We start from the raw sequence: 15,511 nt of genomic DNA on the forward strand, positions 1-15,511 counted from the left end.
CCCAAAAAAATATTTTGCCTATCATTAATATGCTCCCATTCCGAAGGAATCTACCGCATTAGTTTCGGGAATTGAAAACCTCATAAACATCTATCGCGGTTGCTATAGCAATATAATTAAATCAGAATTGGCGCAAATATTTGGTTTCTGATGTGAGCGGGCTGCTTTTGTTCGGAGGTTTTGTGCTGGTTGTCTCCACAGGAACAAAACCGTTTGCAAACAGCTACACCAACTGTCGCTGATGGCGGGGCGGCTGTAGCCACAAAAACACAACTGTGCATCAAGCCGATAAGTTTCCGTTTTGGAAGATTTTATCAAATTGACGGGAGCCATCGCGTCAATGCTAACGATTTGCGCTGTTTGCCACAATTTTAATAGTCCTGGACGCGCGTACTACGATTTTCTGTCCGAAGATAAAGTAGTGAAGCAATCTCAAACCGTTGATTTAACGCCCTTGAGTGCGTAAGTCCTGTTTAAGTAAGGTACGATCGACACTGGAGTTATGTCAGCGCGATCGAAGAACTGTATCCGGCTTCCGACACCCCACTACGACGATGGGGTAGATCGCGCCAATCGCCTGTCACTCAGAATCTGGCAGCATCTCAAGCACAATCTCGCTCTCGAATCTGCCAAGAATTCACCTGAAATGTAGCCCCATATTACTCAACTGCAACAACTGACAGCTAAATGGTTTAACGGACACCTGACAAGATATTGGCGGACAACACATGACTTTGATTCCTAGTAAACTGTCCCGCATTTAAACAGTTAACTGTTGGCTTTCCCCCTCTGCCATTCCCCGACTCGGACACTCTGGCCTTCTCCTCCTATCCCGCTCTGCCATAATGAGCCATTTATAGGCGTAGCAGCTTTATGTCTCTTCGCTCAACTCACCAAACATTAAATAATATCAATAAAACTTGACTTGGAGTCATAAAAAAGTTATATAAAGCTTTTTTGTGGAAGACAAATCGATTTTTTTGCTATATTGACCTGCAATTAAGATAATGATTGTGGTTAAGTGAGGAGTTGAACGGATGAAAAACTTGAATTGCTGGAATAAACCCGCTGCATTGCTGGGCGCGATCGCGATCGCAACCGGAAGTTTGCAGGCCAATGCCATCGGTGTTGCCGCCCCATCAACATCCACTGTCAGTCAAGATGCGGAAAATATTTCCTTTGAAGATAGCGCCACGTTTCAAATAGCCCAGGCTGGCAACCTTTGCCGCAAAGTCACTCCCAAAGAAGGTTTGACGGTTCGTCAGAACCCAGACCCCAAATCCCCTAGAGTTGGCGGGGTAGGACTTAACACGCAGGTAACGCTGTCCCAAGGCGCTAGTTCTGTTAAAGCCTCCGATGGTCGCCTCTGGATTCAAATTAGCGCTCCCGTCACAGGGTATGTGGCTAGCGGCTATCCCAACGACGAAAGTAATTTAGGTTCGTGCACAATTAGTCAAACTCCTGCACCTGCACCCGCACCAGCGCCTGCACCCGCACCCGCAGCAACACCCGCACCTGCACCCGCACCCGCACCAGCGCCTGCACCCGCACCAGCGCCTGCACCCGCACCAGCACCCGCACCAGCGCCTGCACCCGCACCAGCGCCAGCGCCAGCGCCAGCACCAGCGCCCGCACCAGCACCAGCACCAGCGCCCGCACCAGCGCCCGCACCAGCGCCCGCACCAGCGCCCGCACCAGCACCAGCACCAGCACCAGCACCAGCACCAGCACCCGCGCCAGCACCAGCACCCGCGCCTGCAACGGGCCCAGTAAGTCTGTGCCGCCAAGTAGAACCTCGCGTAGCGCCGAGGGGTCTAGCTATCCGCACCGAGCCTTCAAAGACTTCTGCTGTTAAAGGCGGTGTACCGGCTAACGGTCAAGTAACGCTTGTACCGAATTTCCAGTTAGTGAAAGATAAGAATGGAGAAGACCGCAATTGGGTTGAGATTTCAGCCCCTGTGGCCGGATTCATCTCGGCTGGAAATTTGATCATGTGTAAGTAAACTTCTGAGTTCGATCGCTCTTTTTGACTAAAAGAGCGATCGACACCGAAAATAGTTTTAAGATTGTCGCGCAGCCAGAAAACAACGCGGAGCCCAGATTGCTTCCTGGATTTAGGCAGGAATAACTTATTTCTGTCGCGAGTCAGAGTTTTGCTGCGATATCTTTGGGGTTGGAGACGGTAATTTTGCGATCGGCAATGAACTGTTTAGCGTTAATTGCTTCGTAGTTCGATCGGGCGGCGGGCTGCCCCATTGCTGCGATGGGAATTTGGATGCAGGCGAAAACAGCTAGGAAAAAGAGCGATCACTTCACAATTGATTGCTTCAAGAGGCTTCAGCTTGTGCGAGAAATTTTTGTCTCCGAGATGCGAAAGCCGCCAAATCTGCTTCCGTGAATTGAGTTTGCTGCCATGAGGGGCGGGCAAGCAGTCGATCGCACCAAGCTTTAATTTTAGGATAGCCGTCTAGGGACACATCAACCCAAGGTAGCAAGGGCACGACGGTACCGGCAACGCACTCGGCAAACGTGACAGTGTTGCTAGCGAAAAAAGGGCGATCGTCCAACAAACCTTCAAAAAATGCCAGCACAGTATTGACTTTTTCCTTCGCCTTTTTTATTGCTTGAGGTTCAGGAGTTCCCCATCCCATTTTTTCACTGCTGAGGGGGTAAAGTGCCGGCGCAAGTTCGTTAACCGTGACCAATTCTACCATTTTCACAACTGCCAAATCTTGCGGATCTTTTGGCAGCATTGCCGGTTCGGGATACTTCGTTTCTAGATAGTCAAGAATTGCTAGAGACTCGACGACAGTGAAGTCATCATCGACCAAAACAGGGATGCGGTGAAAAGGATTCATTGCGACAAACTCAGGCTGCAAGTGATCGCCGTCCAAGTGGATTTCTACCAATTCAAAGTCGAGGTTTTTTTCTAAGAGGGCGATCCAGACGCGGCGGGAGTTGGGGGAAATGGGAGTGTGGTAAAGTTTCATGGCGGTTGCTATAATCAAAATATCATCATAACAAACTTCTAAAGATGCTATTATTGGCTGATTATTGGCTGATAGTGACTTCCTGACGCACAGACGAGGTAATAGCCTCTACTAGAAATAACCGCTCGCTAACTGACAATTTAAGCGTTAATTTCACTAATTCTTGAAAAGATAAATTTTGTGAATTTTCCGAATAATTATCATTTCGATCGGGAGAAAAACTCTCATCAAAACTTAAAGGTTTGGTATTCTGCTCTAAAGTTGTCGTCATGTCTGCGTGGAGAAGCTCTAAAAATTTAATATCGTTCCCTAGATCGGCTGCCTCATCCTCATCTACATCTTCTATTACTTGCAAACGTTCTTGATAGGCATTGATTTGATGTTCAATGGCTTCTATAATAAACCTTAAATCTTTAAATGATAAATTCATGATACTTGCCTTGGTAAGAATAAATACTCATTTGCCGACTTGAGTTAAAAATACCCAAAAGATTATTTTTTTCGAGGCAGGTAATTTGATATAAAAAACTAATCAAATATACTATTAATTATATTAGGAGGTTGAGTTTATCTACTTACACCCAACCTCCTCTTAACTTATTCTATTTTACAGAAAAATGTGCCTATGAGGTGAAGTGCCTCTTTGTATTTTTCTAGAGTCATCGGTCTACTGGGCTGGAATAACCAATGACCGTCCCGGTCATTCACTAATTCCAGTTCTGGTGGAATGTCAGTGCCGAGGTCTAATTTATACCAATTTTTTCCTGAGCCTGGACTCTCATAGGTTGATATTCCTTCTGGCCGAGACATTCCTCCTGACAACTTTCCTTCTTCTAAAGTAGGCATAACCCATAATTCACCTTGCTGTTCAGAAACGGCAATATCATTGGGTCTAACATGATCCATTCTAGGTGAACTAGCATTCCCCTTTCGATACAACGCAACGGGTGTTGTAGGCATCTTTAATCTCCTGAAATCGTAAAAAACTAACGGTCACGCACGCAGGGTTAGGTTTTTGGGTATAACCTCGCATGTGAGTACAGAGGCACGGGGCCTTATAGATTGTGCGTTTAGTTAATTTCGCTTCAGAGTTTCAGAGTTAAAGTTATGCCTATGCTAAAAACCGTTACCAAAATAACAGGGTAGGCCCAAAAGCCCACCCCATCAAACTATCGATTAGTAATCGAAGTCGCCGCCGCCCATGCCGCCGCCAGCGCCAGCAGCAGCGCCATCCTTCGGTTCAGGCTTGTCAACGACGATACACTCGGTTGTCAGCACCATACCAGCAATAGATGCGGCATTTTGCAGAGCAGAACGAGTCACCTTCGCAGGGTCAACGATTCCAGCTTCAAACATATCGACAAACTCATTTGTCGCTGCGTTGAAACCGACGTTAAACGGCTTTTCTTTGACGCGCTCAGCAATCACAGCGCCGTTCAAACCAGCATTTTCAGCAATCCGCTTCAGAGGAGCAGCCAGAGCCCGTGCCACAATCAAAGCACCGGTCAATTCTTCGCCCTTGAGAGTGCTGTTAGCCCACTCTTCCAATTGAGGAGTCAGGTGAGCCAAAGTTGTACCGCCACCAGGAACAATTCCTTCTTCTACTGCTGCTTTGGTTGCGTTGATCGCATCTTCCAAACGCAGTTTGCGATCCTTCATTTCTGTTTCGGTAGCCGCGCCGACTTTGATGACTGCGACGCCGCCAGCCAATTTGGCCAAACGTTCTTGCAGCTTTTCTTTGTCGTAGGAAGACTCGGTTTCGTCCATTTGACGGCGAATTTGTTCGCAGCGGGACTTGACGGCTGCTTCGTTACCTTCGGCAACAATTGTGGTGCTGTCTTTGGTGATGGTGATGCGGCGGGCTTTGCCGATCATGTCAAGCTTGGTGTTTTCCAGTTTCAAACCGGCATCTTCGGTGATTAGTTGACCGCCGGTCAATACGGCGATATCTTCTAACATGGCTTTGCGTCGATCGCCAAAACCGGGTGCTTTAACAGCAGTCACGTTCAACACACCGCGCAGTTTGTTGACAACGAGGGTAGCTAGAGCTTCTTTCTCAATGTCTTCTGCAATGATCAACAGCGGGCGGCCGGAACGAGCTACTTGTTCGAGCACGGGTACTAAATCTTGTACCAAAGCGATTTTCTTGTCTGTCAGCAAGATGAAGGGTTCTTCGAGAATCGCTTCCATCCGTTCGGTGTCGGTGACGAAGTAGGGAGAAATGTAGCCTTTGTCGAAGCGCATCCCTTCGGTGATTTCCAATTCGGTGGTCATAGACTTCCCTTCTTCCAGGGAAATCACGCCTTCTTTGCCCACCTTGTCCATTGCGTTGGCAATCATTTGGCCGACTTCATCGTCGTTACCAGCAGAGATGGAGCCGACTTGAGCGATGGCTTTGGAATCTTCTACTTGTTTGGCGTGTTCGGCAATTTTTTCTACCAAAAACGTGGTTGCTTTGTCAACACCGCGCTTGAGGGCGATCGCATTTGCGCCTGCTGCTACGTTACGCAGACCTTCTTTGACCATTGCGTGAGCCAAAACGGTAGCAGTTGTGGTGCCGTCGCCTGCTGCGTCGTTGGTTTTGGAAGCTGCTTGACGGATCAGGGCAACGCCTGTATTTTCTACATGGTCTTCTAGTTCGATTTCTTTGGCGATGGTAACACCGTCATTGACGATCTGAGGAGCTCCGAATTTCTTTTCGAGAACCACGTTACGGCCTTTGGGGCCGAGGGTTACGGCCACTGCTTCGGCCAAAATGTCCATACCGCGTTCGAGGGCGCGACGTGCATTTTCGTTGTAGATGATACGCTTAGCCATAGTTTTTGGGGATGAGAGGGTTTGAGATTTTGGATTGGGGATGATGGATTTTAGTCATTTGTCCCGTGTCATTAGTTGTTTGGCGGCGTTCGCTTTAAACTAATGACTGATGACTAAGGACTGATGACTAATGATTAATTAGTTAACGATCGCCAGAATGTCTTTTTCGGCTAGCAAGACGTATTCGTCTGTGCCGAGTTTGATGTCGGTGCCGGCGTACTTCGAGTAGAGAACTTTGTCGCCGACTTTGACTTCCATTTCAATGCGGGTGCCGTCGTCATTGCGCTTGCCAGGGCCCACGGCCGCGACTTCGCCTACTTGGGGCTTTTCCTTAGCTGTGTCGGGCAGAAGGATGCCGCCGGCGGTTTTTTCTTCGCTAGCGCTTACTTTTACGAACACGCGCTCGCCTAATGGTTTAACGGTAGAAACACTCAGTGATACTGCTGCCATAAATAAATCTCCAGATTACAGATCCTAGTCAGTCAGCCGTCAGGGTCGCTATGAAAGCAACAGCCGACTGCTTACAACTGACATATTAGCACTCTCGACTCCTGAGTGCTAATTTAGCTTTAGTCAGGGTCGATCGCAACTTAGTTGTCAGTACGGGTTCCCGAACCGAGGCTGAGTTGGAGGGAAGGAGAGGGGAGAGTGGGGGCTGGGGTGATGACTTTAGACCGCTAACCAATTACTTTTGATTGATGAAGACAATGACAGAAAATAACGAGGAATCTTGCAGCCAAGGCTTGCGCGCTTGCGTCCAAAGCCTGGGAATCGATCAAATCGAGCGACATATTTTTATCTGTGCCGACCAAACCGTGCCCAAGTGCTGCGATCGGCAAACCAGTCTGGAGGCGTGGAATTACTTAAAAAAACGCTTGCAAGAATTGGGGTTGGACAAGCCCAGTGCCGATCGACCAACCTGTGTCTTTCGCACGAAAGCCAATTGCCTGCGAGTGTGCGCGTCTGGCCCGATTATGGTAGTCTATCCAGACGGAGTGTGGTATCGCGACGTTACTCCCCCCGTCATTGAGAGAATTATTCAGGAACATCTCCTCAACTCCAAGGTCGTTCAAGAATACGCTTTCTTGACTCATCCTTTGCCTGTGCCTGCTGAGGCCCAGCCAAACATTTAAGTATAGCGCTGTTTAAAGTACAGGGTTATAGGTAAAGTGTTAAATTTAAGGTTAAGGGTGAGAAATTGAGACAGTTTGGCGTCCGGGCGATCGCACCTGCTACAGCTCAATAAAACTATAGTTAGGTTCTTGTCTTCCCTGTGCGGCTTCCCGTGTTCCTTGTGTTTCTCAAAAGGTACAGTAACAAAAATAGATCGGAGGAACTGTGAAATTTTGTGCAAAAATTTCACAGTGGCCGACACTAAGCAGGTTGCCAAACTACACTAGAAACAGTTAAATACGTAAGTAGGGAGCCTGCTTAAATTTCTCTATATCAGAAGTATCATTTAAAACCGGGGCATTAACCTGAAATTGAACCGATCGAGATTAAATATTTAACTTGGGCTCTGTTAGGGAGTCTCCAATCAATCAAGGCTGATCTTGATAGGGCGATCGTCCATTACTGGTTTGGGCTGCATTCCATGTCGTAAGACACTCACAAACAGCCGTCAATTATAGGTTGGAAAGCGGTAATACCCGCCCCGCTTTCCCTCACCGCCATCCCTTCAGTTGATCGTCGTCCTCCACTCCCAGCCGGGTGGCGGGGGACTGACGGAAAAAACAGAAGTGAAAACAAGGAAGTGTGCGGGATACTTTAGCGGGAATAAACATGACAAAGGACAATAATTCAGGAGAGCAAAAACGGCTGATGCTGGTTGACGACGACCCCAATTTGATCTTGCTGGTCAAGGACTACTTGGAGTTTCGGGGTTACAACGTCATTACAGCAGAAAACGGCAGAGACGCTCTGGAAAAACTAGAACAAGAAGTTCCCGACTTGATTATCTGCGACGTGATGATGCCGGAAATGGACGGCTACACTTTAGTCAAACACATCAGAGAAGACCCGCGCACGAGCTGGATTCCGGTTCTTTTCTTGTCCGCAAAAGGTCAAAGTTCCGACCGAGTAAAAGGCTTGAGCACTGGGGCTGATGTTTATATAGTCAAGCCTTTTGAACCTGAAGAACTGGTAGCCCAAGTGGAATCTTCTCTGAAAGCAGCATCCCGCTTGATTCGCCACTCAAATCCCGGTATGGAGAGTGGCCCAAAAATTAAGGCGCGCCGCAATGTCGAATTGACTCCCACTGAGTTAAAGGTGGTACAGTTGCTAGCGCAGGGTATGGCAAACCGCCAAATCGCAGACGTGATGAATGTCAGCCAGCGGACTATCGAAAGCCACGTCAGCAATATGCTCGGCAAAACAGGTCTGCACAACCGGACAGAGTTAGCTCGCTGGGCTCTTGAAAGCAAAAAGGCTTGAGCCGAGGTAGTCTGCGCTAGGAAATCAGGGGAGCAAAATCTACTGCTATGCGCTTCGGTATGCCTGCTTGGCGGTACGGCTGTACGGCGGTAGTTTGAAGGCGCCATTAACCTTGACACGCCAGCCGGTATTGAGTTACTAGGCGTATAGTTTGTGAGGGTCCCTCGCTCAAATGCAAGCAGGTTTAAAAGAACCCTCTGGCGGTAGAGCCGAAAATATGAAATACTGGGGAGATGGAGTTTTCTGAAGTCTAATCTATTGCCTCAGTTAGCTCCATGTTGCTAAAATGTGATATTTAGATTAACTTCTTTCTACAATTATTAGGTCTAAGTTTCTATGACAAACTTAATGAACCGCCTTTCTATTTTTGTGGACGGGAACAATATGTTCTACGCTCAACAAAAGAACGGTTGGTTTTTTGATCCTCGCAGGGTGCTCGAATATTTCAAAACTTCGCAGCCGAATGTCATCTTGATCAATGCTTTCTGGTATACGGGTCTGAAAGACCCCCAAGATCAAAGGGGATTTCGAGATGCTTTGATCAGTCTAGGTTACACGGTTCGCACTAAAATTCTTAAGGAATATTACGACGATGCTTCGGGCAGATATTCTCAAAAGGCTAATTTAGACATAGAAATTGTGGTTGATATGTTTAATACCGTGGATCAATACGACCAAGTTGTGCTGTTTAGCGGGGATGGGGATTTTGAGAGGGCGATCGAGCTACTCCGCTCGAAAAATACTCATATTACTGTGGTATCAACCGAAGGAATGATTGCTAGAGAGTTACGAAATGCTACAGATAGGTATATAGACCTAAATGAAATTAGGGAACATATCGAGAAGATGGATTATTAGTCAGTAGTCATTAGTTATTAGTCATTAGTCATTAGTCATTAGTCATTAGTTATTAGTCATTAGTCAGCAGTCATTAGTCAGTAGTTATGGGTTATGGGTTATTAATTATTCGTTATTGGCGCGAGACACGAGACTGGTGACTGGAGGCTAAAATCCAGAAAAACGGACAAGTAAAAATCAGGAAAACACTTTTTAGAGCTATGAAAACTCAACCAAGTCAAGACCGGATTATTATTTTCGATACGACTTTGCGGGACGGAGAACAATCTCCGGGTGCATCTCTGAATGTTGATGAAAAGCTGACGATCGCTCGCCAGTTAGCTAGATTGGGCGTGGATGTGATTGAAGCGGGTTTCCCTTTCACCAGCACGGGAGATTTCGAGGCAGTCCAAAAAATAGCCCGATCGGTTGGCACGGAACATGGGCCGACAATTTGCGGTTTAGCACGGGCGAGAAAGCCGGATATTAAAAGAGCAGCAGAGGCTCTGAAACCAGCCGCCAATGCGCGAATTCATACGTTTCTGGCTACGTCTGATATTCACTTGGAGCATAAGTTGAAAAAGACGCGGGCTGAGATTCTGGAAATTGTGCCGGAAATGGTGGCTTACGCTAAGTCTTTTGTGGATGATGTGGAGTTTTCCCCGGAAGATGCTTGTCGATCGGAACCGGAGTTTTTATATCAGGTTCTAGAACGGGCGATCGCCGCCGGTGCGACTACTGTTAATATTCCCGATACTGTAGGCTACACGACTCCGAGCGAGTTTGGGGCTTTGATTCGGGGAATTAAGGAAAATGTGCCGAATATCGATCGCGCAATTATTTCGGTGCACGGTCACAATGACTTAGGATTGGCTGTTGCTAACTTTTTGGAAGCTGTGAAAAATGGCGCCAGACAGTTAGAATGCACGATTAACGGGATTGGCGAACGGGCGGGAAATGCGGCTCTGGAAGAGTTGGTAATGGCGCTTTACGTGCGACGCCAATATTATAATCCGTTCTTGGGCCGGCCTGCGGATTCTGAGGAACCGCTGACAAATATTGACTCGCGCCAAATTTACAAAACGTCGCGCTTGGTTTCCAATTTGACGGGGATGTTGGTGCAGCCAAATAAGGCGATTGTCGGAGCAAATGCTTTCGCTCACGAGTCGGGAATTCACCAAGACGGGGTGCTGAAAAATAAGCGGACATACGAGATTATGGACGCTGAGTCGATCGGCTTAACTGAAAATCAAATCGTGCTTGGTAAATTGTCGGGGCGCCACGCTTTCCACACTCGCTTGAAAGAGTTGGGTTTTGAAATGGCCGACGATGAGCTAAATAAGGCTTTTGTCAAGTTTAAAGATTTAGCGGACAAGAAAAAAGAGATTACTGATTGGGATTTAGAGGCGATCGCCAACAACGAAGTGCACCAAGCACCGGAACTATTCCGGTTAGAATTGGTGCAGGTTTCCTGTGGCGACAAATCTCGCCCGACAGCAACCGTAACCGTGCGGACTCCGGCGGGCGAAGAATTGACCGATGCTGCGATCGGCACCGGGCCTGTGGATGCGATTTACAGAGCAATTAACCGGGTGGTAAACGTACCCAACGAGTTGATCGAGTTTTCTGTACAGTCGGTGACAGCGGGAATAGATGCGATCGGCGAAGTAACAATTCGCTTGCGCCACGAAGGGAAAGTATTTTCCGGTCACTCAGCAAATACCGACATTATCGTAGCCTCCGCAGAAGCTTACATCAGCGCTTTAAATCGGCTGTATCAGGCATTGCAGCATAGTGCTGAAAAAGCCTCCGAAAAACCAACTCCGATCGGAAATCAAGTTGTTGCAGAAGCACAGCGCTGATAAATTTACTGTCAGCCATTTTTCTTGAAACAAACCGCAGACGAACGCACATAACAGCAGATAGATCTAAATAAATCTGCGTTAATCCGCGTTCATCTGCGGTTAAAAATTAAAATCTTTTTTAGCAACAACAAACCCTAAAAAATGCAAGAAGAAACTTTAAAAAAAGAGCGACAATTCCACGATGCTTGGGCATCCACAATCGATATTGACGGCATTCGAGTCAATGATTACTTTGAAGCTTGCACCGCCCCTGAAAATAGATTTATTCTCCAACAGATGGGCGATATTACAGGCAAACGCCTCTTAGATTTAGGCTGCGGGGCGGGAGAAAACAGCGTTTATTTTGCTAAAAAAGGCGCGCATTGTGTGGCGGCAGACTATTCTCAGGGCATGGTAGAAGTTGCTCTGAAATTGGCAGAGAAAAACGGCGTCAAAATAGAGGGCTGCACGGTGAATGCAATGGCGCTGGATTTCCCGGATAATAGTTTTGATATTGTTTATGCTTCTAATTTGTTGCACCATTTACCGGAACCTGAAAAGGCAATTCGCGAAATGCACCGAGTCCTAAAGCCTGGGGGCAAAGCTTGCTTTTGGGACCCGATGAAGCACAATCCGGTGATTAATGTTTACCGCAGGATGGCTACTGAGGTGCGGACGGAGGATGAAACTCCTTTGGATATTAATATTGTGAATTTTATCAAGTCTTTGTTTTCGGAGACGGCTTATGATGCCTTTTGGCTGACATCGCTGTGGATTTTTTTGCGCTTTTATTTGATCGAAAAAGTGCATCCAAATGAGGAGCGTTACTGGAAAAAGATTATCATTGAACAAGAGAGATTGAAACCGGAATACTCTCGATTAGAAGGGTTGGATGGCTTTTTGAAAAAGTTGCCTTTGATGAAGCGCTTGGCTTGGAATTTGGCTGTGGTGGCAACGAAGTAATTAAAAGAAGTAGAATAAGTCAAAGCATTTAATTAAGAGGCTAATTATGCCAGAAACTATTACTGCTATCTACGAAAACGGGGTTTTTCGTCCCTTGAGTCCTTTGTCATTGAATGATGGGGAAACTGTGCAAATAACAATTGTAGCGGAAGTGTCGCCGGAAGAACTCAAGGGCGATCGCGAAAAAGCGATTAAGTTGATGGATGTACGGGGATTGGTGCGTTTGCCAAAGAAACAGGGTAAGCTCGATCGAGCAGAATTAATCAAGCGCGCGCAGCAGTGGCGCGAATTGATGCAAAAAATGGAACCGCTACCAGGTAAGCCTATTTCAGAAATCGTTATCGAGGATCGTGGCCCGTGGTAAATGCTTATTTTCTGGATACTAGCGCTTTAGTCAAACGATACGTGCCGGAAATAGGCAGTGACTGGATTTTATAGATTACCGATCCTGCTACAGATAACCATTTAGCTATTAGCCAGATTACTTGGGTGGAGGTACACAGCGCTTTTGCACGCCGTCTGCGGGATAGAAGTTTGTCTGCGGAGCGTTTTGATTTAATTGTGCAAAAAGTTAGGGAGGATTTTGAAAATGAATACCGAGTCATAGATGTCGATCGCACTTTGGTAGAAACAGCGGGCGAATTGGTGATGCAACATCCACTGCGGGCTTACGATGCTGTGCAATTGGCTGCTGCTTTGCGCGTTCAATCTGTTTTAACATCAATGCCAGAAACTCAACTAATTTTTGTTTCTGCGGACAACAGATTGCTGGATATTGCTCAGTCGGCAGGGTTGGCGATTGACAATCCTAATAATTATCCGTAATCAAGCTGTGTGTAGTGAGGAATGCAAGTCTTCATACAAATCAGAAAACTAAAGTCATCACAAGAAACTAATTTGAGTGCGATCGTTATTTAGAGAATTTCTTTCAAAGTTTTAACTAAGATTTGATTCTGTTCCTCCGTACCTATACTAATCCGCAATTTGTCTTCTAATCGAGGCTGATTGAAGTATCGAATCAATATTCCCCGTACTTTCAGTGTTTGATAAATTCTTTCTGCATCGCCGCTTGGTGGCCTAACTAACAAAAAGTTGGTTTGCGAGGGCCAAACTTCAAAGCCTAATTCCTGGAAACTAACGGCTAGTTTTGCTCGCGAAGCCTTAATCTTTTCGGCGTTGGCTATTTTGTGGTCTTGATCTGCGATCGCCGCCGCCCCCACTGCATAGGCTAAAGCATCCACATTATAGCTGTCTTTGATTTTATTTAATTCTGCCAGCAGCGCCGGATTTGCTATACCAAAACCAAGCCTCAATCCTGCGAGGGAATAACCTTTTGAAAGCGTCCTCAAAACTATAACATTACTGTACTTTTTTGTCAAGTTCAAAGCATTTTCTTCGGCGAAATCTACATAAGCTTCGTCGATCACAAGAATGCCCGATAACTCTTTAGCCAGTTTCTCCAAATCTGCAACAGATATGGCTGTTCCCGATGGACTGTTTGGCGAAGCTAAAAATGTCACTGCACCCTGGGCTGCTATTAGCAAATCGACTGGTAACTTGTAGTCGTCGGGATAAGGAACCTCAACAAATTCTGCATCTTGAATAGCTGCCAAAGTGCGGTACAATACATAGGTAGGCGCAGGACAAACAATCTGTTTCCCTGATTCGCCCACAGCGCGAACTATCAAATTTAATAAATCGTCACTGCCGTTACCTACAACAATCCAATCATCAGCAACTCCAAAAACTTTACTAGCAGCAACGCGGAAACTTTTGCCAGTTGGATCTGGATAGCGGCGCAGCATTTCTCCGTCTATTTCCTGAAGCACTTTTAACGCTTTGGGAGAAGGCGGATAGGGATTTTCATTAGAATTTAGTTTAATAATTTTTGTGCCTAGCGGTGGCTGTTCCCCCGGCACATAGCCAGACATTTCGTGGATGTTTTTGCGAAAGTAATTCATCTATTATCTGCGTTTATCTGCGTTTATCTGCCTTCATCTGCGGTTAAAAATATCATATCAAACAATTAGTGACTATCCGCGTTATACCCAAATCAATTAACTTTTGCATATCGGCTCGATCGTCCACCGTCCAGGCCACAATGTCAACTCCCTGACTCCGGCTTTCTGGAATTAGTGCGGGGTTTTCCAGCAACACGCGATACAGACTGCTAATCAAATTATCCTGATGCGCCACAGCTTGAGCAAATTGAGTTTTGTATGCTTCTAGATTAGCAACAATGTGTCCGATCGCCAAATCGGCAGATAGCCGCCGCACTTGTTCCAGAAATCCATCGTTAAAGGAGGTAATAACGCATTTATGTTGGATTTCTTCGCCCTTCAGAGTATTGACAAAATCAGCGACATCTGAATCAGACCACTCACAGTGCGGCTTGACATCAAAGTAAAGAAATTTGTCAACATTTTTGAGGATAGCTAATGATTCTTTTAAGGTAGGAATTTTTTCTTGTGAAAATTCATCGCTAAACCATTTTCCCGCATTAAGTGTCTGCAATTGAGACAGAGTTTTTTCCCTAACTTTGCCAGAAACTCCAGTGATTCTATCTAATGTTGCGTCATGAAAAATCACTGGTACGTTGTCGGCGGATAGCTGGATGTCAAATTCGATCGAATGAGCTCCACGGGCGATCGCCAGTTCAAAAGCTGCTAAAGTATTCTCCGGGGCGATCGCCGAAAATCCCCGATGTGCAATAATTTCTAAATTCACTGTCTTGTGCCCTCTAAAAACTCTGCCACAGTTTGATTAAAAGTTTCCGGTTGAGTCAAAAAAGACCAGTGATTACCCGGTACTTTTGCAACGGTAAGATTTTTCAAGTATCTTTTGTATGGCTGCATTTGCCAAGCCATGCGATTTACGCCTTTTTCCGGCTGTACAAACAAAGTTGGTATCTCAATATTTTCAGTTAAACCGGCAACTTTCATCACTTCTGCGAATATCTGATTTCTGGCTGCAATCGCAAATTTACTGCCCCAAGTTCCGTCGGATTTTTGTTCGATTTGGTGTTGGAATACCATTTGCTGCACGTCACTCCAATCTGCGAATTCTCCCGATTGTTTTGCTGCTGCTTCTGCTTGGGATAAAGTCGCAAACGGCCCCACACATTTGAGACAGTCTAATTTTCGGTAAACAATTGGCAGGGTGAGTTTCATCGCGGCGGGCAGTTTTGTGATGAAGATGGGGTCTACTAAAATCATACTGCAAAAGCGATCGGGATTTTGCCTAGCCCAAATCGCTGCTAGTTTGCCCGTCCAAGAATGTCCTAAAATGTGGGCGTCTGACCAGTTGAGATGTGCCATCAAAGCTTCTAAATCTGCGATCGCACTTTCAAAAGTATAGCCTGTTTTTGGTTTGCCACTTTCTCCGTGACCGCGCATATCTGGCGCTACAATATGATAGCGGTTGGACAAGTAATTGCCGAAGCTAGTCCAGACAGACGCACTATCTGCTAAACCGTGTAACAGCAGCAAACGCGGAACTTTGTCTTTCCCTGTTTCTGGCTGCCATTCTAGGTATGAAAGTTCGATTTCTGGTAAGTGCAAAGTGTTGCGTGTTGGCATGACTAGCGGTAGTTAATTACTTTGTTGAACACTCGGCGGTTGAAACCGC

Annotated in this window: 17 protein-coding genes; 9 read left to right on the forward strand and 8 right to left on the reverse strand. The window is 46.3% G+C overall.

What is annotated here, in order from left to right; translation table 11 throughout:
* The first annotated feature begins 189 nt into the window (after nucleotides 1-189).
* Nucleotides 190-375 carry a hypothetical protein gene (locus tag QUA36_RS00440; protein WP_333454859.1) on the forward strand — a complete coding sequence of 62 codons (186 nt, stop codon included), beginning with the start codon at nucleotides 190-192 and terminating at the stop codon, nucleotides 373-375.
* Nucleotides 376-1,037: 662 nt separating this feature from the next.
* The gene (locus tag QUA36_RS00445; protein WP_333454861.1) at nucleotides 1,038-2,003 is read left to right on the forward strand and encodes an SH3 domain-containing protein; all 966 of its coding nucleotides are present in this window, start codon (nucleotides 1,038-1,040) and stop codon (nucleotides 2,001-2,003) included.
* Nucleotides 2,004-2,327: 324 nt separating this feature from the next.
* Here QUA36_RS00445 and QUA36_RS00450 read toward each other — a convergent pair whose 3' ends face one another.
* From QUA36_RS00450 to groES, 5 genes are all read right to left on the reverse strand, one after another.
* The gene (locus QUA36_RS00450; protein ID WP_333454863.1) at nucleotides 2,328-2,990 is read right to left on the reverse strand and encodes a glutathione S-transferase family protein; all 663 of its coding nucleotides are present in this window, start codon (nucleotides 2,988-2,990) and stop codon (nucleotides 2,328-2,330) included.
* Nucleotides 2,991-3,051: 61 nt separating this feature from the next.
* Nucleotides 3,052-3,420, reverse strand: a complete 369-nt coding sequence (locus QUA36_RS00455; RefSeq protein WP_333454865.1) for a hypothetical protein — start codon at nucleotides 3,418-3,420, stop codon at nucleotides 3,052-3,054.
* A 167-nt stretch (nucleotides 3,421-3,587) separates the two neighbouring features.
* On the reverse strand, nucleotides 3,588-3,950 hold the full coding sequence (locus QUA36_RS00460) for a Tse2 family ADP-ribosyltransferase toxin (RefSeq protein ID WP_333454867.1): 363 nt from the start codon (nucleotides 3,948-3,950) through the stop codon (nucleotides 3,588-3,590).
* A 216-nt stretch (nucleotides 3,951-4,166) separates the two neighbouring features.
* Complete coding sequence (gene groL / locus QUA36_RS00465; RefSeq protein WP_333130301.1) at nucleotides 4,167-5,807, reverse strand: chaperonin GroEL; 1,641 nt, start codon at nucleotides 5,805-5,807, stop codon at nucleotides 4,167-4,169.
* A 138-nt stretch (nucleotides 5,808-5,945) separates the two neighbouring features.
* A complete protein-coding gene (gene groES / locus QUA36_RS00470; protein WP_332945088.1) occupies nucleotides 5,946-6,257 on the reverse strand; it encodes a co-chaperone GroES in 312 nt (103 codons plus the stop codon).
* Nucleotides 6,258-6,514: 257 nt separating this feature from the next.
* Between groES and QUA36_RS00475 the strand changes: the two genes are divergently transcribed.
* From QUA36_RS00475 to QUA36_RS00505, 7 genes are all read left to right on the forward strand, one after another.
* Entirely contained in the window at nucleotides 6,515-6,940 is a 426-nt protein-coding gene (locus QUA36_RS00475) for a ferredoxin (protein WP_333454869.1), read from the forward strand.
* 649 nt (nucleotides 6,941-7,589) lie between these two features.
* On the forward strand, nucleotides 7,590-8,240 hold the full coding sequence (locus tag QUA36_RS00480) for a response regulator transcription factor (protein WP_333038438.1): 651 nt from the start codon (nucleotides 7,590-7,592) through the stop codon (nucleotides 8,238-8,240).
* 336 nt (nucleotides 8,241-8,576) lie between these two features.
* Nucleotides 8,577-9,098 (forward strand): LabA-like NYN domain-containing protein, encoded by a 522-nt coding sequence (locus tag QUA36_RS00485; protein ID WP_006633075.1) that lies wholly within the window; start codon nucleotides 8,577-8,579, stop codon nucleotides 9,096-9,098.
* A 200-nt stretch (nucleotides 9,099-9,298) separates the two neighbouring features.
* Nucleotides 9,299-10,939 (forward strand): 2-isopropylmalate synthase, encoded by a 1,641-nt coding sequence (locus QUA36_RS00490; RefSeq protein ID WP_333454871.1) that lies wholly within the window; start codon nucleotides 9,299-9,301, stop codon nucleotides 10,937-10,939.
* Nucleotides 10,940-11,083: 144 nt separating this feature from the next.
* Nucleotides 11,084-11,884 (forward strand): class I SAM-dependent methyltransferase, encoded by an 801-nt coding sequence (locus QUA36_RS00495; RefSeq protein WP_333454872.1) that lies wholly within the window; start codon nucleotides 11,084-11,086, stop codon nucleotides 11,882-11,884.
* A 46-nt stretch (nucleotides 11,885-11,930) separates the two neighbouring features.
* A complete protein-coding gene (locus QUA36_RS00500) occupies nucleotides 11,931-12,248 on the forward strand; it encodes an antitoxin family protein (protein WP_333159877.1) in 318 nt (105 codons plus the stop codon).
* A gap of 107 nt (nucleotides 12,249-12,355) precedes the next feature.
* A complete protein-coding gene (locus tag QUA36_RS00505) occupies nucleotides 12,356-12,709 on the forward strand; it encodes a type II toxin-antitoxin system VapC family toxin (protein ID WP_333455096.1) in 354 nt (117 codons plus the stop codon).
* An 89-nt stretch (nucleotides 12,710-12,798) separates the two neighbouring features.
* Here QUA36_RS00505 and hisC read toward each other — a convergent pair whose 3' ends face one another.
* Genes hisC through QUA36_RS00520 form a run of 3 tightly spaced genes read right to left on the reverse strand, consistent with a single transcriptional unit; the run spans nucleotide 12,799 to nucleotide 15,462 of the window.
* A complete protein-coding gene (gene hisC / locus QUA36_RS00510) occupies nucleotides 12,799-13,845 on the reverse strand; it encodes a histidinol-phosphate transaminase (RefSeq protein WP_333454874.1) in 1,047 nt (348 codons plus the stop codon).
* 52 nt (nucleotides 13,846-13,897) lie between these two features.
* Entirely contained in the window at nucleotides 13,898-14,611 is a 714-nt protein-coding gene (locus tag QUA36_RS00515) for a glycerophosphodiester phosphodiesterase family protein (RefSeq protein WP_333454876.1), read from the reverse strand.
* A complete protein-coding gene (locus QUA36_RS00520) occupies nucleotides 14,608-15,462 on the reverse strand; it encodes an alpha/beta hydrolase (RefSeq protein ID WP_333454878.1) in 855 nt (284 codons plus the stop codon). Before QUA36_RS00520 ends, QUA36_RS00515 begins: the two co-directional genes overlap by 4 nt.
* Nucleotides 15,463-15,511: the final 49 nt, after the last annotated feature.

Source organism: Microcoleus sp. Pol10D4, assembly GCF_036701555.1.
Lineage (GTDB): Bacteria > Cyanobacteriota > Cyanobacteriia > Cyanobacteriales > Microcoleaceae > Microcoleus.

Bases quoted from the DNA above. Each gene is read 5' to 3' on its own strand.
- QUA36_RS00475 (WP_333454869.1), top strand. From the start codon at position 6,515: ATGACAGAAAATAACGAGGAATCTTGCAGCCAAGGCTTGCGCGCTTGC.
- QUA36_RS00460 (WP_333454867.1), bottom strand. From the start codon at position 3,950: ATGCCTACAACACCCGTTGCGTTGTATCGAAAGGGGAATGCTAGTTCA.
- QUA36_RS00445 (WP_333454861.1), top strand. From the start codon at position 1,038: ATGAAAAACTTGAATTGCTGGAATAAACCCGCTGCATTGCTGGGCGCG.
- QUA36_RS00455 (WP_333454865.1), bottom strand. From the start codon at position 3,420: ATGAATTTATCATTTAAAGATTTAAGGTTTATTATAGAAGCCATTGAA.
- QUA36_RS00480 (WP_333038438.1), top strand. From the start codon at position 7,590: ATGACAAAGGACAATAATTCAGGAGAGCAAAAACGGCTGATGCTGGTT.
- QUA36_RS00500 (WP_333159877.1), top strand. From the start codon at position 11,931: ATGCCAGAAACTATTACTGCTATCTACGAAAACGGGGTTTTTCGTCCC.
- QUA36_RS00490 (WP_333454871.1), top strand. From the start codon at position 9,299: ATGAAAACTCAACCAAGTCAAGACCGGATTATTATTTTCGATACGACT.
- QUA36_RS00450 (WP_333454863.1), bottom strand. From the start codon at position 2,990: ATGAAACTTTACCACACTCCCATTTCCCCCAACTCCCGCCGCGTCTGG.
- QUA36_RS00520 (WP_333454878.1), bottom strand. From the start codon at position 15,462: ATGCCAACACGCAACACTTTGCACTTACCAGAAATCGAACTTTCATAC.
- QUA36_RS00485 (WP_006633075.1), top strand. From the start codon at position 8,577: ATGACAAACTTAATGAACCGCCTTTCTATTTTTGTGGACGGGAACAAT.
- groL (WP_333130301.1), bottom strand. From the start codon at position 5,807: ATGGCTAAGCGTATCATCTACAACGAAAATGCACGTCGCGCCCTCGAA.
- hisC (WP_333454874.1), bottom strand. From the start codon at position 13,845: ATGAATTACTTTCGCAAAAACATCCACGAAATGTCTGGCTATGTGCCG.
- QUA36_RS00495 (WP_333454872.1), top strand. From the start codon at position 11,084: ATGCAAGAAGAAACTTTAAAAAAAGAGCGACAATTCCACGATGCTTGG.
- groES (WP_332945088.1), bottom strand. From the start codon at position 6,257: ATGGCAGCAGTATCACTGAGTGTTTCTACCGTTAAACCATTAGGCGAG.